At 69.7% G+C, this 19,478-nt stretch carries 14 protein-coding genes; 7 read left to right on the plus strand and 7 right to left on the minus strand.

The features are described from left to right. Window positions 1-62 precede the first annotated feature (62 nt). Window positions 63-296, plus strand: a complete 234-nt coding sequence (afsS, locus tag ACZ4Z3_RS33330) for a regulatory protein AfsS (RefSeq protein WP_249828919.1) — start codon at window positions 63-65, stop codon at window positions 294-296. Between the two features lie 249 nt (window positions 297-545). Here afsS and ACZ4Z3_RS33335 read toward each other — a convergent pair whose 3' ends face one another. Then, a complete protein-coding gene (locus tag ACZ4Z3_RS33335) occupies window positions 546-2,222 on the minus strand; it encodes a FadD3 family acyl-CoA ligase (RefSeq protein WP_468504536.1) in 1,677 nt (558 codons plus the stop codon). 116 nt (window positions 2,223-2,338) lie between these two features. Between ACZ4Z3_RS33335 and ACZ4Z3_RS33340 the strand changes: the two genes are divergently transcribed. The 3 genes from ACZ4Z3_RS33340 to ACZ4Z3_RS33350 are packed head-to-tail and all read left to right on the plus strand — an operon-like array spanning window position 2,339 to window position 4,719. Then, window positions 2,339-3,487 (plus strand): lipid-transfer protein, encoded by a 1,149-nt coding sequence (locus tag ACZ4Z3_RS33340; RefSeq protein WP_468504645.1) that lies wholly within the window; start codon window positions 2,339-2,341, stop codon window positions 3,485-3,487. Between the two features lie 39 nt (window positions 3,488-3,526). Further along, complete coding sequence (locus ACZ4Z3_RS33345) at window positions 3,527-3,943, plus strand: Zn-ribbon domain-containing OB-fold protein (RefSeq protein ID WP_468504537.1); 417 nt, start codon at window positions 3,527-3,529, stop codon at window positions 3,941-3,943. Then, the gene (locus tag ACZ4Z3_RS33350) at window positions 3,940-4,719 is read left to right on the plus strand and encodes an enoyl-CoA hydratase/isomerase family protein (protein ID WP_468504538.1); all 780 of its coding nucleotides are present in this window, start codon (window positions 3,940-3,942) and stop codon (window positions 4,717-4,719) included. The genes ACZ4Z3_RS33345 and ACZ4Z3_RS33350 overlap by 4 nt, the downstream gene beginning before the upstream one ends. Window positions 4,720-4,750: 31 nt before the next feature. Here the strand turns inward: ACZ4Z3_RS33350 and ACZ4Z3_RS33355 are convergent, their stop codons facing one another. Both ACZ4Z3_RS33355 and ACZ4Z3_RS33360 read right to left on the minus strand, forming a co-directional pair. Continuing rightward, entirely contained in the window at window positions 4,751-5,269 is a 519-nt protein-coding gene (locus ACZ4Z3_RS33355; RefSeq protein ID WP_468504539.1) for a hypothetical protein, read from the minus strand. 147 nt (window positions 5,270-5,416) lie between these two features. Continuing rightward, window positions 5,417-7,942 (minus strand): GH32 C-terminal domain-containing protein, encoded by a 2,526-nt coding sequence (locus ACZ4Z3_RS33360; protein ID WP_468504540.1) that lies wholly within the window; start codon window positions 7,940-7,942, stop codon window positions 5,417-5,419. A gap of 429 nt (window positions 7,943-8,371) precedes the next feature. On the opposite strand from ACZ4Z3_RS33360, the gene ACZ4Z3_RS33365 reads away from it, so the two are divergent. Next, a complete protein-coding gene (locus ACZ4Z3_RS33365; RefSeq protein ID WP_468504541.1) occupies window positions 8,372-11,410 on the plus strand; it encodes an MGH1-like glycoside hydrolase domain-containing protein in 3,039 nt (1,012 codons plus the stop codon). Between the two features lie 102 nt (window positions 11,411-11,512). On the opposite strand, the gene ACZ4Z3_RS33370 is transcribed toward ACZ4Z3_RS33365, so the two are convergent. After that, entirely contained in the window at window positions 11,513-13,003 is a 1,491-nt protein-coding gene (locus ACZ4Z3_RS33370) for an alpha/beta hydrolase (RefSeq protein WP_468504542.1), read from the minus strand. A 281-nt stretch (window positions 13,004-13,284) separates the two neighbouring features. Here ACZ4Z3_RS33370 and ACZ4Z3_RS33375 point away from each other — a divergent pair, with 281 nt between their 5' ends. Both ACZ4Z3_RS33375 and ACZ4Z3_RS33380 read left to right on the plus strand, forming a co-directional pair. After that, window positions 13,285-13,449 carry a hypothetical protein gene (locus ACZ4Z3_RS33375; protein ID WP_468504543.1) on the plus strand — a complete coding sequence of 55 codons (165 nt, stop codon included), beginning with the start codon at window positions 13,285-13,287 and terminating at the stop codon, window positions 13,447-13,449. 444 nt (window positions 13,450-13,893) lie between these two features. Further along, the gene (locus ACZ4Z3_RS33380; protein ID WP_468504544.1) at window positions 13,894-14,463 is read left to right on the plus strand and encodes an RICIN domain-containing protein; all 570 of its coding nucleotides are present in this window, start codon (window positions 13,894-13,896) and stop codon (window positions 14,461-14,463) included. Here ACZ4Z3_RS33380 and ACZ4Z3_RS33385 read toward each other — a convergent pair. The 3 genes from ACZ4Z3_RS33385 to afsK all read right to left on the minus strand — a co-directional run bounded on the left by ACZ4Z3_RS33385 (window position 14,453) and on the right by afsK (window position 19,258). Then, entirely contained in the window at window positions 14,453-15,739 is a 1,287-nt protein-coding gene (locus ACZ4Z3_RS33385; protein WP_468504646.1) for an acyltransferase family protein, read from the minus strand. The genes ACZ4Z3_RS33380 and ACZ4Z3_RS33385 overlap by 11 nt on opposite strands. 180 nt (window positions 15,740-15,919) lie before the next feature. Beyond that, on the minus strand, window positions 15,920-16,489 hold the full coding sequence (locus ACZ4Z3_RS33390) for an RICIN domain-containing protein (protein WP_468504545.1): 570 nt from the start codon (window positions 16,487-16,489) through the stop codon (window positions 15,920-15,922). Between the two features lie 423 nt (window positions 16,490-16,912). Then, window positions 16,913-19,258: a protein serine/threonine kinase AfsK gene (gene afsK / locus ACZ4Z3_RS33395; protein ID WP_468504546.1), complete on the minus strand. Its 2,346-nt coding sequence runs from the start codon at window positions 19,256-19,258 to the stop codon at window positions 16,913-16,915. Window positions 19,259-19,478: the final 220 nt, after the last annotated feature.

The raw sequence follows: 19,478 nt of genomic DNA on the forward strand, positions 1-19,478 counted from the left end.
GGGGGAGCCGCCGGACCGGGGCCCGTACAGCCTTCACTCGAACCAGGGGAGAGTTCGTCAGCATGAGCGACAAGAAGAAGAAGCCGGAGAACGCCGCGCTGGACAACCATGCGCCGGTCCCGCCCGCCGACGACACGATCACCACGCTCGACAACCACGCGCCGGCCCCGCCGAAGGGCGACCCGGTCGCCCCGCTCGACAACCACGCGCCCGCGCCGCCGGTCGACGACACGATCACCACGCTCGACAACCACGCGCCGGCCCCGCCCGCCCTCAACCTGGGCGGCGGCAAGTAGACCTCCATCCCGACGGGGATCGGCCGCGGTGGCGCGGAGGGGGAGCCACCGCGGCCGAGTCGTGTGCGGGTGCGGGTACCGGGGGCGGACGGCGGTCGGGGGGGGCCGCTGCCCGCCGGGGGCGGAGTCTGGGTCCGGAGTCTGGGTGCGGGGACCGGGGACCGGTATCTGGGGACCGGGAGCCGCGGACCGGGGACCGGCGTCCGGGGACCGGGATCCGGGAACCGGGGTTCAGGGCCCGGCGGGGGATCACATCGCCCGGCACCGGGACCGGAGTTCGCCCTTGACCACCTTGCCGCCCGCGTTGCGCGGCAGTTCGCCGACGAAGTCGACCGACCTCGGCACCTTGTAGTTGGCCATCTCACGGCGTGACCAGGCGATCAGGTCGTCCGCCGTCAGCAGAGCGCCCGGCCGGCGGACCACGAAGGCCTTGCCGACCTCGCCGAGGCGGGCGTCGGGGACGCCGATGACGGCGACGTCGGCGACGTCCGGGTGGAGGCCGAGGAGCTGCTCTATCTCGGCGGGGTAGGCGTTGAAGCCGCCCACGATGAACATGTCCTTGATCCGGTCGGTGATGCGGAGGTTGCCCACGTCGTCGAGGACACCGACGTCGCCGGTGCGCAGCCAGCCGTCGTCCGTGACGGCGCGGGCGGTCTCGCCGGGGTCCTCGAAGTAGCCGCGCATGACGTTGAAGCCGCGGACGAGGACCTCGCCGGGGGAGCCGGGCGGCAGCGGGGTGCCCGAGGGGTCCACGACCTGTACCTCGGTGCCGGGGACCGCGCGCCCGGAGGTCGAGGCGATCACCGACGGCTCGTCGCCGCGCCGGCACATCGTGACGATGCCGCTGGCCTCGGACAGCCCGTACGCGGTGAGGACGGTCTCGACGCGCAGCTCCGTGCGCAGCCGTTCGACGAGCCGCAGCGGCACCACCGCGGCGCCGGTGACGACCAGGCGCAGGGCGGAGAGGTCGTAGTCGTCGCGGTCGGGATGGTCCAGGAGCGACTGGTGGAGCGTGGGCGGGCCCGGGAGGACCGAGACGCGTTCGGCGGCCACGTTGGCCATGGCCGTCCTCACGTTGAACACGGGCTGCGGGATCATCGTCGCGCCCCGCATGAGGCAGGCGATCACCCCGGCCTTGTAGCCGAAGGTGTGGAAGAAGGGGTTGACGATCAGATAGCGGTCGCCCCGGCGGAGCCCGGCCAGCCGGCACCACACCTCGTACGCGCGCAGGGTCTGGGCGTGGGTGATGACGGCGCCCTTTGGGCGGCCGGTCGTGCCGGAGGTGAAGATGATGTCGGACGGTGAGTCGCCGTCCAGTGCCGCCGCCCGCGCCCGTACCGTCGCCGCCGGGATGCCGTCGCCGCCCGTGAGGAAGTCCTTCCAGGTGCGGAAGTCGGCGGGGGCGTCGTCGGCGAGGACGACGACCTGTTCCAGGTGCGGGAGGCCGGGCAGCGGCCCACCGCCCACCACCGCCGGGCCCGCCGTCCGCCGCAGCACCCCCTGCCCGGCCGCCCGCCGCAGCGACGCCACGTAGGAGGTGCCGAGGAAGGTGCCGGTGACGAAGAGGAGTTTGGCCCGGCTGCGGGCCAGGACGTCCGCGGCCTCGGCGCCCTTGAAGCGGGTGTTCAGCGGGACGAGCACCGCCCCGGCACAGACGGCGCCGAGCGCGGCGGTGATCCAGTCCAGGGAGTTGGGCGCCCAGATGCCCACCCGGTCGCCGGGTCGCACCCCGGCGGCGACGCACGCGGCCGCCGCCCGTTCGACGCGTGCGCCGAGGTCGGCGTACGACACGCGTGTCCGCCCCTCGACGACCGCCTCGGTGTCGCCGTACCGCTGGGCGGCGGCGCGGACCAGTCCCGGGATGGTCCCCCACTCCAGGTCACCGCGTACCTCCGCGTCACCGCGTCCTTCCGAGTCACCGCGCACAGCCGGCCTCCGTACACCCGAATCCCAGTAGCTGACTGACCGTCAGATTAGCTGTACGCTGACGGACTGTCAGCAGCGAGCGACGCCCCGGTGCGGAGGTGTGCCCCATGGCTCCCATGGCCGTGCTCAAGGACGCGACAGCGATCGTCGGCATCGGCCAGACCTCCTTCGCCAAACATCTCCCGGAGACGGAGCGCGCGTTGGCGTGCCGGGCGATCCTCGCGGCGCTCGACGACGCCGGGATCGCGCCGGACGAGGTCGACGCGCTCGCCTCGTACACGATGGAGGAGACGGACGAGGTGGAGGTGGCAAAGGCCCTCGGCCTCGGGGACCTCACCTTCTTCAGCAAGGTCGGCTACGGCGGCGGCGGTTCGTGCGCCACGGTCGCGCACCTGGCCGCCGCGATCGCCTCCGGCCAGGCCACGGTCGGTGTCGCCTGGCGGTCCCGCAAACGCGGCTCGGGCCCCCGCCCGTGGAAGAACACCACGGTCCAACTGCCCACCCCCGCCCAGTGGACGAGACCCTTCGGGCTGCTGCGGCCCGCCGACGAGATAGCCATGCTGGCCCGTCGCCACATGCACGAGTACGGCACCACCCGCGACCACCTCTTCAACGTCGCCCTGGCCTGCCGCAACCGGGCCAACCAGAACCCGGCCGCGATCATGTACGACCGCCCGCTGACCCGCGAGATGTACATGACCTCCCGGTGGATCAGCGAGCCCCTGTGCCTGTTCGACAACTGCCTGGAGACGGACGGCGCGCTGGCGTGCGTCCTCGTCTCGGCCGAGCGCGCCCGGGACTGCCGCCGGACCCCCGTCTACGTCCACTCCGCCGCCCAGGGCCTGCCCGCCCAGCACCACGGCATGGTCAACTACTGGAACGACGACCCGCTGACCGGCCCCGCCTGGACCGCAGCCCGGCATCTGTGGAAGCACGCGGACCTCACCCCGGACGACGTCGACGTCGCCCAGATCTACGACGCCTTCACCGCCCTCATCCCCCTCTCCCTGGAGGGCTACGGCTTCTGCGCCCGTGGTGAGGGCGGCGCCTTCACGGAGGGCGGCGCCCTGGAGATCGGCGGCCGGCTCCCCCTCAACACCTCCGGGGGCGGCCTCAGCGAGGCGTACGTGCACGGGTTCAACCTGATCACCGAGGGCGTACGGCAGCTGCGCGGCACGAGCACCGCCCAGGTGCCCGGCGCCGCGACCTGCCTGGTGACGGCGGGCGAGGGCGTACCGACCTCGGCCCTGCTGCTGCGGAACTGAGAAGACCGGGGAGTTGACGGAGCTGAAGGAGTTGAGGGCATGCTGACACCGGTCGTGGACGTCGACGGCGCCCCCTTCTGGGAGTACGCCGCCCGTGGCGAACTGCGGGTCCAGTCCTGCGCCGACTGCGGCGAGCCGCGCTTCCCGCCCCGGCCCTGCTGCCCGCACTGCCGGTCCTTCGACCACGAGTGGCGGCCCGTGAGCGGCCGGGGCCGCATCTGGTCGTACGTGCTGCCGCACCCGCCGCTGCTCCCGGACTACGCCGAGCAGGCCCCGTACAACGTGATCCTCGTCGAGCTGGCCGACGCCCCGCGCATCCGGCTCGTCGGCAACCTGGTGAGCGAGGCGGGGGCCCGCCTGGACTCCGTGCCCGCCGACCGCATCCGCATCGGGGCGCGCGTCCAGGCCGTGTTCACCCCGGAGGGCCTGCCCCAGTGGGTTCTGGAGCGCCCGTGACCGTGCGCCTGACCACCGACAAGGACACCGGTGTCGCGCTGCTGACCCTGGACCGCCCGGAGAAGCTCAACGCGATCGACGCGGTGATGGCCGAGCGGCTGGGCCGGACCTGGCGGGAGTTGCGGTTCGACGACACCGTACGGGCGGTCGTCGTCACCGGCGCGGGCGGGCGGGCGTTCTGCACGGGCCTCGACCGCGACACGGCGGCCGAGGTACCCCAGCCGAACTCCCCCTACGCGATCGACGATCCGCTGCTCGCGATCGGCCCGAAGGCGAACGACTTCTGGAAACCGGTGATCGCGGCCGTCGACGGCATGGCCTGCGGGGGCGCGTTCTATCTGCTGGGCGAGGCGGAGTTCGTGATCGCGGGCTCGACGGCCACGTTCTTCGACCCCCACACCACGTACGGCATGGTCAGCGCCTTCGAGTCGATCCTGATGGCGCAGCGGATGCCCTTCGGGGAGGCGACCCGCATGGCACTGATGGGCACCGCCGAGCGGATGTCGGCGCGCCGGGCGTACGAGGTGGGGCTGGTGTCGGAGGTGACGGAACCGGGCGAGGCGGTGGCGGCGGCCCTGCGGTGCGCGGAGGTCGCCGCCGGGTACCCGACGGAGGCCGTGCAGGGCACGGTACGGGCCTGCTGGGCCGCCCAGGAGGCGGCGCGGGCGCACGCCCTGGCGCTCGCGCCGCACCTGATCTCCCTGGGCAACCTGCCCGCCGACCGGCAGTCCGGGCTGTTCGCCGGACGCCGGCCGGGCGGGTTCCGGGTGCGGTGAGCCCCCGGCGGGGGGGCTCAGAAGCAGGGCCTCAGAAGGAGGAGCGCTCCAGGTCGGTCAGCTTGCAGCTGCCGCCGCTCGCGCCGCCGTCCTCGACCGCGCCGGCGGGCGCCTTCACGTCGATGGTGGCGGACTCGCCCGGCGGCACCGAGGGGATGAGGTTGTCCTCGGCGGTATGCAGCACGGAGCCGCTCGCGTCCGTGAACTCCAGGTCGAACGTGTAGGAGTACGTGGCGGTGGAGCTGCTGTTGGTGGCGCGGACGCGGGAGACGAGGCCGTTGTCGTAGGTGCAGGTCTCGATCTTCAGGTCCTTCGCGGCGCCGCGCCTGGAGCTCGACGAGCCGCCGGTTCCCACGGTGCTGCTGCCGCCCGAGGTGGACGAGGAGCTGCTGTCGGAGCCGCCGGAGCTGCTGGAGCCGCCGCTGGAGCTGGACGAGCTGGACGAGGACGAGCCGCCCGAGCAGCCTCCACCGCCGGAGCCGCGGGCTCCGGTGAGGGCGATGACGGCGATACCGAAGACGGCGACGGCACGGATGTGACGGGACTTCACGTGTTCAACCCCCGTTGAAACGTTGCGAAATGAGTGCCCAAATGGCGAACTGCCAGCACATTGCTGGCAGGTGCACGCCACGATAGCAGCGATTCGGCCACGACTTCCGGGGCAAGCGGTTGCCCTCCGGGGCGGAGGGCCGTCACCTCAGCCGTGGGTGGAGCCCAGGTGCCAGACGGTGGCCTTGTCCAGCTTCACCGAGCCGTTCTCGGCGAAGACCCGGACCCCCTGGCTGGCGGGATCGGGGAAGATCTGGTCGGTGATCACCGCTTCTCCGCTGCCGCCGAAGACCTCGACGGACGACCAGTCGACAAGGACCCGCAGTTTGATCCTGCCGTTCACCGCCTTCAGGGGTGCGGTCTGGATGCCGGGGAAGGTGCCGCCGAAGTCGACTGCGCCGGAGCGGGTGCGGTCGACATACAGTTCCTGGGCCCTGGTGTCATAGCCGATGACGGTTTCCTCGCCCGCGGCGCCGGTGCGCACCTTGAGCCCGAAGCGTTCGGCGTCCTTGAGGGAGAACGTGGCCTCGATGTCGAGCGTCTTGCCGTCCCCGGCGGGACCGGTCAACGGCTTCGACGTGTTCGTCACGGTGCCCGGGGTCGCGGTGGCCGGGGCCTGCCGCAGGGACTTCACGCCGCTGACCGGCTCGCTGGTCAGCCGGACACGGCCGTCCACGGTGCGCAGCGCCATCTGGCGGGGGATGCTCTGCGCTCCGCGCCAGGGGGAGGTGGGGACGGCGCCGGCGTAGTCCCAGTTGCTCATCCACCCGATCATGTACCGCTGGCCGCCCGGAGCGTTCTCCCAGGAGACGGCCGCGTAGTAGTCCTGGCCGTAGTCGGCCCACTGGGCACGTCGCAGGACGGAGCGGGCGGGGGTGTCGGCTGCGGTGAACCGGTCGGCGAGGATGTGGCCCCAGCCTCCGGTGTTCATGTCGACGAGTTGGATCCGCGCCTTCTTGCCGAGGTAGGGACGCATGTCGAAGGAGGCCCAGTCCAGCTTCTCGCTGTCGGTGCCGGTCGCGCTGCGGACGACCTGGCCGTCGACGATCAGATTGACGGAGGTCTCCTGGGAGCCGGGCCGGGCCGGGGTGTCGGACAGCGCGATCTGGTCGGCGTTGATGTGGCCCCAACGGCCCGTGTTGTCGTCGACCACCCTGATCCGCGCCTTCTTTCCGGCGAGGTCACGGACGTCCCAGGAGGCGGCTTCGAGTGCCTCGGCGTCCCTTCCGGTGGCGCTGCGGACGACCTGGCCGTCGACGAGGAGTTCCAGGACGGTGGGGTCGGCGGAGCCGGCGGGGTGGTTGCCGCCGCCGATGAGGAAGGTGACGTACCGCTTGTCGAGGGTGAACTCGGGCGAGGTGAGGGTGCCGGTGGCGGCGTCGCCGTTCAGGAAGGTGTTGACGAGGCCGCCGCCCTGGAAGCCGGAGACCTGCTGCTGGCCGGGAAGCGTGCCGGTGGCCGGTGCCGGGCCGAAGGCGTCGCCGGTCGCCGTCCAGTCGCCGTAGGTGCCGCCGTCGAAGTCGGCGAGGACCTTCCCGGGCCGGTGCGGGTGCCGTCCGCCGCCGACCTTGAAGTTCAGATAGGGGCTGTCGACGGTGAAGGAGGGGGAGGTGAGGGTGCCGGTGGTGGCGTCCCCGGAGTGGAAGCTGTTGGCGAGGCCCTTGCCGTCGAAGCCGGTGACGGTCTGCTGCCCGTCGAGCGTCCCGGCCGCCGGTCCCGGCCCGAACGCGGTGCCCGTGGCCGTCCACGACCCGAAGTCGCCGCCCTCGAAGTCCTGCACGACGGTCCCGGCGGGCGGGGTGTAGGTGCCGTCGTCATCGGGGGTGAACTTCGTGCCGTCGAAGTCGCCGACGAAGTACTGGGCTGCCGAACCGCCCGCGATACCGCCCGGGTTGAGGTTGACGACCAGGACCCACTTGACGTTGTCCGGGTCCCCGTCGACGGCGAGGGGGAACAGGTCGGGGCACTCCCACACCCCGCCCGTGGCGCCGGCCGGGCCGAACTCGCTGAGCTGCGTCCAGTCCTTGAGGTTCTTGGAGGAGTAGAACCGCACCTTGTGCTCGGCGGACAGCGACACCGTCATCAGCCAGCTCCTGGTCGGCGCGTACCACTGGACCTTGGGGTCGCGGAAGTCCCGGGAGCCGATGTCGATGACGGGGTTGCCCTGGTACTTGGTCCAGGTACGGCCGCGGTCGGTGCTGTAGGCGAGCGCCTGGGACTGTACGCCGGTGGTTCTGTCGTGCCTGGTGTAGATCGCCACCATGGGCGGGTTCTCCCTGGTGCCGAACCCCGTGGTGTTGTCCGTGTCGACGACGGCACCGCCGGAGAACACCATCTCCTCGTCGTCGTGCGACAGGGCGAGCGGCAGCTGCGTCCAGTGCACGAGGTCCGTGCTCACGGCGTGGCCCCAGGACATGTCGCCCCAGGAGTCGCCGCTTGGGTTGTACTGGTAGAAGAGGTGGTACTCGCCCTTGTAGTACACCAGGCCGTTGGGGTCGTTCATCCAGTTCTTCTCCGGGGTGAAGTGGAACTGGGGACGGTAGGTCTCGGAGTACGGCGGGGCGTCGGCCGCGGTGGCCCGAGGGGCCGGCAGGGCGGCTGACAGGGCGCAGACGGCAGCCGTCGCCGCGATCATCCGCACGCGGGCAGGCCGGTGTACACGTCCAGAGCTCATGGCGACTCCTGGGCTGCGGCCGCCCTCGCAGCACAGCCTGCGGCGAGCGACCCGACGATGTGGCACCCTGGCCCGCGCTGTCGTCCACACCGCCGGCCAGGGATGTCATCGATGACACATGTCAACGATGACATCGAGTTGCCCGATGATGGGCGCCGCCCGGCCAACACGTCAATGGTTCTGGCGGGATTGGGCGGCGCACCCACCCAACGACCCCTCAGAGGCGAGGTGGAGGAGATGTCCCGCAGGGGGCAATTCACATCAACCCAGGGTTTTCCCGTTGACCGCGCACGGTTCGGCAGACCGCCACCGACCCTTACATCACGTTTATGTACAGCATTGACTTTCGGACAGCGCCGCCACTACCGTCTCCCAACCCCTCGAACACCGTTCGATATCTCGAACGTCGAACCATCGCATGAGTGCCCAATGGAGGACACCTCTATGCGCAACCGCCCCAGACGCAGCCGCCGCGCCCTCGCCGCCCTGTGCGGCTCGGTGTTGTCCATCAGTCTGCTGTCCGCCGGACCGGGCGCCACGTCCGCCCAGGCCGCCGACGACCCCAACGCCGTCGCGCTGGACAAGAACGCGATCCTCGCCGCCAACCAGCTCGACGAACCCCAGTGGTACAAGGAGAACATCCCCTTCGTCGACACCCCCGACAACGACATCGACGACGTCTACTACTACCGGTGGAGCACCTACAAGCGCGCGCTGCGCTACACCGTGCCGGGCACCGGGTACGTGTCGACCGAGTACGACGTGCCGATCGGGTACGCCGGGAACCCGTACACCGCGCTCCCGGACGCCACCGGCTACCACCTGCTGGACGGCCGCTGGCTGCACAACCGCGCCTACGCGGGTGACTACCTGGACTTCTGGCTGCGCGGGGCGGGCAACTCGGGCGTACGCAACTTCAGCGAGTGGATCACGAGTGCCGCGTACCAGCGGTACCTCGCCACCGGGGACGCCGCGCAGATCAAGTCCGCGCTCCCCCACCTCATAGCGCTGTACAAGCGGTGGGACTCCAACTTCAACGCCGACGTCACGGTCAACGGCACCCAGTCCACCAGCGACCTGTACCACCAGAGCCCGCTGTCCGACGCCACGGAGTACACCGAGACGTCGATGCACAGCAGCAACTGGTTCAGCGGTGGCCGCGGCTACCGGCCCACCATCAACGCGTACATGTACGCCGCCGCCCAGGCGATCAGCAAGATCGCCACCATGAACGGTGACACGGCGACCGCGAACGACTACGACGCCAAGGCCGCGCAGCTCAAGTCCGCCGTGCAGAACGCGCTGTGGGACCCGCAGCGCAATTTCTTCATGCACCTCTACAACACGGACACCACCAACGGCACCCTGAAGCAGAAGAGGGCGACCTGGCGGGAGCTGATGGGCTACGCCCCCTGGGCGTTCAACCTGCCCGACGCGCAGTACTCGTCGGCGTGGAAGTACCTGACCGACGCCAAGCGGTTCAAGGCGCCGTTCGGGCCCACGACGCTGGAGCGGGTGCACGACTTCGAGGCCGAGCAGGCCACCGTCAACCACGCGAACATCTTCAACGGGTCAACGGCCTCGAACGGCAAGTACGTCGGGCAGATCGACTTCGACGACAGCTACGTGACCTTCACCGTGGACGCGCCTGGCGCCGGGACGTACCCCGTGACCGTGCACTACGCCAACGGCACCTCCGGCACGTCGACCCACAAGCTGATCGTGAACGACGACACCGCGAACCCGATCACGGTCAGCTACGCGCCCACCGGGGCCTGGCAGAAGTTCTCCGAGTCGCAGTCCGTGACCGTGCAGGTCCCGATGAAGGCCGGCGCCAACACGCTGAAGTTCGCCAAGGGCACGAGCTTCGCCGAGATCGACCGGATCACCGCGAACCCGTACTTCAACTACCAGGCGATACCGGCCGTGCAGAAGCGCGACGACGCCAACTGCTGCCACTGGAACGGCCCGAGCTGGCCGTTCGAGACCAGCCAGGTACTGACCGGCCTCGCGAACCTGCTCCAGGACTACCCCGCGCAGAGCTACGTCACCAAGGCCGACTACCAGACGATGCTGGCCCAGTTCGCCGACCTCCAGCACAAGGACGGCAAGCCGTACATCGCCGAGGCCGCCAACGGTGACACCGGCGACTGGATCTACGACGGGTTCAACTTCAGCGAGCACTACAACCACTCCAGCTTCAACGACCTGGTGCTCACCGGACTGCTGGGCATCAAGCCGCAGGCGGACAACACTCTGGTGCTCAAGCCGCTGGTCCCGTCGGGCTGGGACTACTTCGCGGTGGAGAGCCTCCCGTACCACGGCCACACCTACTCGATCCGCTGGGACCGGGACGGCACGCACTACGGCAAGGGCAGCGGGCTGCAGATCTTCCAGGACGGCGTCCGCATCCACCAGTCGGCGACCCTCGGCAACACCACCGTGAACGTGGCCGCGCCCGTCACCCCGGCACAGCCGCCGCGGCTGATGAACGTGGCGGCCAACCCGCTCACCGCCGAACAGGACTGGCTGGGCCGCACGGTCACGCAGCCCTACCCGAAGGCGTTCGCCTCCTACACCAACATCGTCTCCAACGGCCCGCACTGCCACAGCGGCCAGACCTGCAAGCCCACCACGTTCGACGCGCCGCTGCGGGCGACGGACGGCTGGATCCGCTACGACAAGATCCCCGACAACCGGTGGAGCAACTCCGGCTCGCCGAACGCCACCGACCACCTCGGTGTCGACTTCGGGGCGCCCCGCAAGATCAACGAGGTGAAGTTCTACACCTACGACGACGGCGCGAACATCCGGGTGTCGGCGAGCTACACCGTCCAGTACCTCAAGGACGGAGCCTGGGTGGACGTCCCGAGCCAGACCAAGAGCCCGGCGGCGCCGGTCGCGAACAACGCCAACGAGGTGACCTTCCCGACGGTCACGACCTCCCAGTTCCGGGTGGTCTTCACTCCCCAGGCGGGCAAGTTCGTCGGTGTCACCGAGCTGGAGTCCTGGTACCCGGAGACACCGCGGGTGAAGATCGTCAACAAGAACAGCAACCTGGAGCTGGGGATCGCCGGTTCCTCGATCGCCGCCGGAGGTGCCCTGCAGCAGCAGAGCGCCAGTGACAGCGCCAACCACTGGTGGAAGATCGCCCCGGCCGAGAACGGCTACTACAAGATCTTCAACACCAACAGCGGCCAGGTGCTCGGCGTCAAGGACGCGTCGAAGATCGCGGGCGCGGCGGCGCTGCAGTGGGGGGACACGCTGACCGCCGACCATCTGTGGTCCATCGTCGACGCGGGCGGTGGCTACGCCAAGCTGGTCAACAAGAACAGCGGCCTGGTGCTCGGGATCGACGGGATGTCCACGTCGTCCGGGGCGCAGGCCGTGCAGTGGGACGACAACGGCACCGCCGACCATCTGTGGAGCATCACGGCGGAAGACGGTTCCACACCGTTCACCTCCTGACGCCCTGAGCGTGTGACCGCCGGTCCGCCGTGGCCCTTCGGGGCCGCGGCGGACTTCGGCGTTCTCGGGCCGGGGCGTTCTCGGGCGGAGGCCGCCGGGCGCTCACCGCCCCTTGCAGGTCACGTCCTTCGCCGGCAGCTTGCCGGTGGCCAGGAAGGCCGTGGCCGTCTTGTCGGCGCACGTGAACGAGCCGTAGACGCCGTGTCCGACACCTCCGGCGACCGTGACCATCTTCGCCCCCTTCATGGCACGGCGCAGGCCCTGGCCGCTGGCCAGCGGCGTCTGGGGATCCCACTCGTACTGCAGGATGAGCGCGCCGACCTTGTTGTCGACCACGGTGGCGGGCTCACTGCCTTGCGTCTTCCAGAAGGCGCACGGCTTGATGCTGGACGTGAAGTCGCCGTACAGCGGATAGGTGGCCTTGTCCCGGATCGCGTCGCGGCGGTACTGCTCCGGATCACGCGGCCAGTCGCGCGTGTCGGCGCAGGCGATGGACCAGAAGAGAGCCCCGTCGTTGTCCGAGGGAACGGCACGGCCGAACGACGGCGAAGCCTGCGGGGATGTTGTCTTGAGATCCTGGCCTGCGGACGGAGCGCTGCTCCCGGCGGCCTTCTTCACCTTGGCGATCCACTCGGCGGCGTCGCGCAGGTAGAAGAACCTCATGCGGCTCTCGGAGCGGATGTCGGCGCCCGTCAGTGAGGTGCCGTCGAAGCGGATCGGCTCGCGGTCGGCCCGGGCGACCAGGTCGTAGAACGTCTTGCGGACCGCCTCGGGAGTCTCACCCAGCCTGTACTCGGAGTTCCGCTCGGCGGTCCACTTCATCCACCTGGTGAACGCGGGCTCAGCGCCCTCCGCCCAGCCCTGCATGACGCCGCGCCAGACCCAGGTCGGGTCGACGGCGCTGTCCAGCACGAAGCGGTCGGACCGCTTCGGGAACATCTGCGTGTACACCGCACCGAGGTAGGTGCCGTACGAGATCCCGAGGTAGGAGATCTTCTTTTCACCGAGCACGGCACGGATCACGTCCATGTCCCGAGCCGTGTTGCGGGTGGTGATGTGCCGCAACGTGTCGCCCTGCTCGGCGTAGCACTTCTCGGCGACGGTCCGGGCCCACTTGACGTCCTTGGCGAACGTCTCGGCCTTGTAGGGCCGCTCCCGGTTCTGCTCCTTGGACGTCAGGCCACAGGTGACGGGGGAACTCAGGCCGACGCCCCGTGGGTCGAAGCCCACAAGGTCGTACTTCCTCGTCACGGACTTCGGCAGTATTTTCGCCATCTCCGCCGACATGTCGAGGCCCTCACTGCCCGGGCCACCCGGGTTGAACAGGAGCACCCCGCGGCGCTCCTTCTTGGTGCTCGTCCTCATCCTCGATATCTCGAGGGTGATCCTCTTGCCGCCCGGGCGGCTGTAGTCGAGCGGAACCTTGATCCTGGCGCACTGGAAGGCGGCAGGCAGCGTCTTGGCGCAACGGTGCCACGCCGGCTTCTGCCGGTGGTACTGGCCGAGGGGATTGCTGTCCGTGGCGGGCGCCGTGGTGGGGGCGAGCACGGGAACCAGGGTGCCGACGACACCGGCGGCCAGGAGGAGGGCCATTCGACTTCTTCGCACAGGGACGGTCCTCGGGGTCAGGGTTTTGGTAAGCGCTGACCATGCCGTGAACGGGAGTTGGGCGCGTCCATCGCATGGCCGGAAGTTTCTCCGCCCGTGGATGGAGGGGCCGGCGTGACAGATGGTCCCTGAGTCGCACAACCGCGACCGTCCCAGCGACGTCTTCCTCAACTGGGTTCGTTGCGTGACCGGTCGAACACCCGCGTCAGAGGCGACGGCGCCTGTGCCCATACCTGGATATAAGTCGCGTCGTCTTCCAGGGAGATGTGATCGAGGTAGTCGGGCCGTTCCACGCGTGGCCCGACCACGTCCTCGTCGGCGACGACGGCTGTCGCGTCCCGGCACGCCACTGCTACCACTCGCACTGCTGGGCGACCGCCACCGTGAGGCCACTGGAGCCGCACGTCCCAGGCGGTGAGCCGACGACGTGAATTCTGTCGCGGTCTCTCCCGCCGGCTCCCGTCCGCGCCGCTGACTCGCTCCCGCTACGGAGAGAAAGGACACAACACCTGGCTGGTCGCGTACCCAGGCCGCGAAGCCCGGACAGGCACCAGAGGTCGCGCGGAAGGGGGCCATTTTCAGCCTCGCCATAAAACGGAGGGTCGTTTTCCAGTAAGCCGAACTCGTGCGGTGGTGCCGTTCGCCCCACCCCGGACTGAGGGCCTTGGCGCTGGTTGGCGTTCATCTGGAGAGATATTCGACCCGCCCACGTCGGGTGCAACGACACCACCGCCGAATCCGGCCCGCACACGCAGCGAGCATCCGTCAAGAAAGCGCTCTCAGTCGATCTTCTCGAACGCCCTAGCGAATCCTCCTGGCGGCCTGATTGAGTACTCATGGTCACCCCAGGAGCACCACTGGTAAGGAGATGCTGCATGAGCACCAGACGAAGCAGGAACGTCATCATCGCGGCCATGGTCGGCGGCCTGCTGGCTGTGGCCAGTCCCGCGCTCGCCGACACGCAGTCGCCCAAGAGCAGCGAGCCGACGCCCCTGACATCCTCCAGCATCAAGGCCAAGGCTGCCGCTGAGCCCCTGGGCCTGCGTAACCTCAAGTCCCAGAAGTACCTGCAGCCCGCAGGCGGCAGCACCTCCGTGGGTGCCAACCTCGTTCAGCAGCCCCTTTCCTCGGGTGCCTGGCAGTCGTGGTGGCTCGTCGCCGACGGCTCCTTCACCACCTTCTGGAATGACAACTCCGGTCTGAACGCCGGAATCAATGGCGCCAGCACCTCACCCGGCGCGGTGGCCATCCAGGCGAACCCGTCCGGCGACCTCAACCAGGACTGGACCCTCAACTGGCGCAACGACACCGTCTTCGAGCTCAAGAACCGTAAGAGCGGACTGTGCCTCGGCATCTCTGGCGCGAGCACCGCCAACGGCGCCGTAGCCGCCCAGTTCGGCTGCGACGGCTCGACCAATCAGGGCTGGTCGCTGATCACCCGCTAGCCACCCGGCCTGTCTGCTCCGCCTTTGACGACGCCCCGGACACCGGCCGGTCCGGGGCGTCACGGCGTGCCAGATTTCGCCCCCATCTCTGGGCCGGTGCCTCGACACAGCGATAGGTCAGCACACAGAGGGGCAACAGTACGACATAGAAGACGACTTCGAGCACGAGGTCGTCGTGCCGCTGGCGGCCGATCGTGCTGTCACTCACCGCCAGCAGCAGCGGGTGCACGAGGTAAACCGAGTAGCTGATCGTACCCAGTCCCGCCAGTAGACGCGGGATCCGCCGACGGCGCAGCAACAGGCCGATGCCGAAGGTGACCACGGCCAGCAGAAAGGACAGGATCCACGCGCGTCTGGTGAAGTGACCGCCGTCGCCGTCGACGTATGCGCTCCCGATCGCGCAGGCGACCACCACAGCGGCCGCGCACCCCACGTACGGCCACCTGCTCTGACCGGTGTCTGCCCGATAGACCGCCGTACCGAGGAACATCACGGCGAGGATCACGAGGCCCTCCCACACCGGGACCGTGCCGTTGAAGGCGACCAGGACCATGGCGAGAACCCCGCCCAGCACGCCCCCGAACACGCGCAGCGCGGTCGACCCGAAGCACGCGCAGCAGATGGCCACCACCATGACGACCGACGTGAGTGCGATGAGCCGGCCTGTGCCCAGGGCATCGGAGAGGGCTGAGGCCGGCAGCACGAAACCTGCTGCCACGCTCAGCGCGGCGAGCGCCGCCAAGGTGACCGCGACCGCGATGGACCGCTGGTGCGAGCGGACGGTGAAGAGGGCGACCACCAGCAGGTAGAAGGCCATCTCGTACGAGAGTGTCCAGAGAACGAGCAGTAGATTGGGCGTTCCCAACAGCTCTTGGAACAGCATGAGATGGGCTGCGGCCACCGAGGCGACGTTCTGTCCGCCGAAGTCGCGGATTTCCGCCACGCCCAGCGCCGCGGCCGCCACCATGCCCGTCACGACGGCCGCCCACAGAGGGTAGATACGGAAGAGACGGCCCATCCAGAACGTTTTCACGGAGCCCCTGCGTTCCAGTGAAGCAGGGATGATGTAGCCGCTGACCAGGAAGAACACCATGATGCCGTAACGGCTTGTGTTGAACTCCGGCATCAGCTCTCGCCGGAACTCGGCCATGAATGAGTACGACGAGTGGTCGAACACCACTACCAGCGCCGCGATGCCGCGCAACGCGTCGAGCCAGCCGAGCCGCGACGAACCGGACAGGGTTAATCGGGACGACGCCGAGAGCGAGGGGTTCATACCCGTACTCACGTGCTGACGATCTCGGGTGTTCAGTTCTGCTCCTTCGAGGGTCTTGCAGTCATTGAGGGCAGTTGCCAAGGCGCCCGATGCTGGTCCGAAGGGCCCTGGGAGCGGGCAACTACCGCTTCAGCCGCCGTGCCAACGGCACGGCGGCTGAAGCGCGTCTGGCCCTGGAGATCACAGCAAGTCAAGGATCCAGCGCTGGTTCTCCGACCCGTCGCAAGTGAACTGTGCGGCCTGCGCGCCGTTGGCGGTGCTGGCGCCGGAAATACCCAGGCACTTGCCACTCTTGCGGTTCTGCAGTCTGGCATCGTCCGTCTGGCCGCCCGACACTGGGACGATCACCCAGTCCTGGTTCGTGTCACCGGATCCGTTCGCGATGATCGCCGACGCACCATTGGCCGTGCTGGCACCGTCGATTCCCAGATTCCTGCCTGAGCGGCCGTTCTCGAAGCTGAAGTAGTCGCCGTCCTGAATCATGTCCCAGTACTGCGAGGAATTCTGATCATCTCCGGGCTGCTGGACGACTTTGGCGCCGTTCGCCGTGCTGTTGCCCGTGGGCTGCAGGAACTTGCCGGACTTCGCGTTTCTGAGCCCGACGATCGGGGCTGCTGTTGCCTGTCCTTCAAGGGTCGACAGTGATAGGGGGTTCGGGGTCCAGGAGCCGCTCGGCGACTGTGCCGAAGCGAGCGCCGGACTGGCCATCCCCGTCAGCGCTCCGATCGCAACGACCGCGACGACCTTCATGATGCGAGATGTACCCATACGACATTTCCTCACGTCTGGTGGCCTTGGCATGACTGCGAGTACTCAACCAAAGGCTCCGAGCGAACCGCTAGATCATTTGGGAGATTGACTGAAAGCGCTTTCTTGACAGGAGAAGGCACCGCCCGCTTCATCGAGCGTTCTGCGCGGGTCGATCCGCGGCGAGTCGCGCTCACCGAGGCAGCGGCCTCTGCGGCGCGGGCTCCCGATCCCCCTGTGCCCGCGGCCATCCACTGAACTGGTCATGTCGGCGCCGGATCCGCCCCTGCCACGACCTTCCTCAGGGCACTCCTTCGAGGCGCGGACAGAGCACGCCCGCGCCACCGACGCGATGCTGCACGCCCGCCCTCGACGTTCCCCGGGTCATGCTTCGAGGTACCGCCGGAGTAACCACGCACCCGGCGCTCAGCTCGTGCGCGCCGTCCCCGTCCCCTTCTCCGCGTCCAGCGCGTACACGCAGCGGTCCTTGCTGCACGCGTACACCACGCCGTCCTTGACCACCGGGGAGCCGGTGATCTCCCCGCCCGTCGCGAGCTTCCACCGCAGGCGGCCGTCGTCCGCCTTCAGCGTGTAGAGGAGGTGGTCGGTGGAGCCGAAGTGGATGCGGCCCTCCGCCACCGACGGGGCGCCGACGATCTCGCCGCCCGCCTGGAAGCGCCACTTCGGCGTGCCCGTGACGGCGTCGAGGGTGTAGAGCCCCTTGCCGCTGCCGACGTGGACATGGCCGGCGGCCACCAGGACCGGCTCCAGGGAGGAGCGGGACTCCGTCGCGATGCGCCAGCGGTCGCGGCCGTCGGTCGCGTCGAGGGCGTAGACCGTGCCGAGGTAGTCGGCGAGGTAGACGCCGCCGCCGGTCACCGCCGGGCCCGGCGCGAACGTCGGCGCGGACAGGAACACCGCCGGTGCCTCGAAGTGCCAGCGGACGTGGCCGCTCGCCACGTCGATGGCGAGGACCCGGCTGCCCGCCGAGACGTACACATAGCCGTCCGCCGCCGGGGTCAGCCGGACCGGGACGCCGCCGCAGGACGCCGCGTCGCCGATGGGGTACGACCAGCGCTCCTCACCCGTACGGGCCTCCAGGGCGCGCAGCCGGGCGTCCTTCCAGACGTAGACCGTGCCGTCGTGGACGAGCGGTCCGGCCTCGGGGGACTCGAAGTCGGTCTGGGTGCCGGTGATCTCCCAGAGCTTGTGCCCGTTCGAGGCTTCCCAGCCCTGGACGCCGCCGCCTCGCGTGGCGGTGACGACGGTGCCCCGGTCGGCCTTCAGCGAGTACACCCACGCGTCCGTGGACAGCCGCCACAGGTCGGCGCCCTCCCGTGCGTCGAGCGCGAAGAGCGTGGGGCCGTCGGAGGCGTGGATACGGCCGTCCGCGACCGCCATCGACCAGGCCACGTCACGGGTCTTGAAGCGGCGCCGCCCGGTGGCCACGTCCAGGGCGTGCACCTCGAAGGAGGTGACGTAGACGAGGTCACCGGCGACGGACGGGGTGCCCCACACGTCGTTCGACATGCGGAAACGCCAGGGGCGCCAGCCGGAGGCGGCCGGCTCGCGCGCGGGGTGGGCGGTCACGGCGGGCGCCGGGTCGGCGCCGTTCACGCCGGCGCGGGGGCGCGACCAGGACGCGGCGAGGCCCGCCTCGGGCGGGGGCGCCTTCACGGCGGCGGCGCGGGCGTCGGCGACCCGCGGGCCGGGCCCGATGGGCACCTGCGCGCCGGCGAGCCGTACCGGCCCGGTGTCGGGTGCGCCGACCGAGACGGGCGCCGGGTCGTACGAGGGCGGGGGCGGCACGGGAGCCGGGGCCGTGGGCCGGCCCCCGCCACTACGGCCGCCGGGGGTCTGGCCCGGCTTGGGGGACGGGCGCCCGCCGCGGCGGGACTCGATGAGGCCGACGGCCTTCTCGGGCAGCCACGCCGACGCCGTACCGCTGTCGTCGGACCCGGAGCCGAAGAGATGGGGGGCGAGCTGCGCCTGGAGGTCGGCCGGGTTGGGCCGCGCGGTCGGGTCCATCTGCATACAGGACTCGATGAGGGGCCGCAGGTCGTCCGGAAGCCCGGACAGGTCGGGGCCCTCACGCAGCAGCATGAAGACGGTCTCGACCGGGTTGGCGCCGTGGAAGGGCGCGTGTCCGGTGGCCGCGAAGACGAGCATCGACCCGAGCGAGAAGACGTCGCTGGCGCCGGTGACGCTGCGCGAGTCCTTCGCCTGCTCGGGGGACATGTACGCGGGCGTACCGACGGCGACGTTCGTCATTGTCAAACGCGTGTTCGAGACGCCGGAGGCGATACCGAAGTCGATCACCCGGGGCCCGTCCTCGACGACGAGGACGTTCGACGGCTTGAGGTCGCGGTGGACGAGACCGGCGCCGTGGATCGACTGGAGGGCCTCGGCAACACCCGCGGCGAGCCAGCGCACGGCCTGGACCGGCAGCGGTCCGCAGTCGTTCACTATCTCTTCCAGCGAGGGCGCGGGGACGTACGCGGTCGCCAGCCACGGCACGGCGGCCCGCGGGTCGGCGTCGACCACGGCCGCCGTGTAGAAGCCGGACACCGCGCGGGCCGCCTCGACCTCGCGCGTGAACCGCACACGGAAGAGCTGGTCCTCCGCGAGCTCCGTCCGCACGGTCTTGATCGCCACGCGCCGACCCGACGCCGAGCGCGCCAGATAGACCAGCCCCATGCCGCCGGCACCCAGCCGTCCCAGCACCTCGAACGGCCCGATCCGCCGCGGATCGTGCTGCGTCAGCTGATCCACTTGCCCTGCCACCTCCCCGTACGGCCCGCGTCACCCACGTTGTGTGCGCGACCCCGTGCAGCGTCTCACCACCGCACCGCCCTGGCGGCACGCACCCCGATTCTTCCTGTACCGGGGGCAGGTTGCGAACCCAGGGGCGGAACGGGGTGTCTCAGGACAAAACCACGTCGTCCGCCCCGTGGGAAGCGGGAGACCGCATGATGGAACACCGCGAACGGTG

The sequence above is a fragment of the Streptomyces sp. NPDC030296 genome, assembly GCF_055572815.1.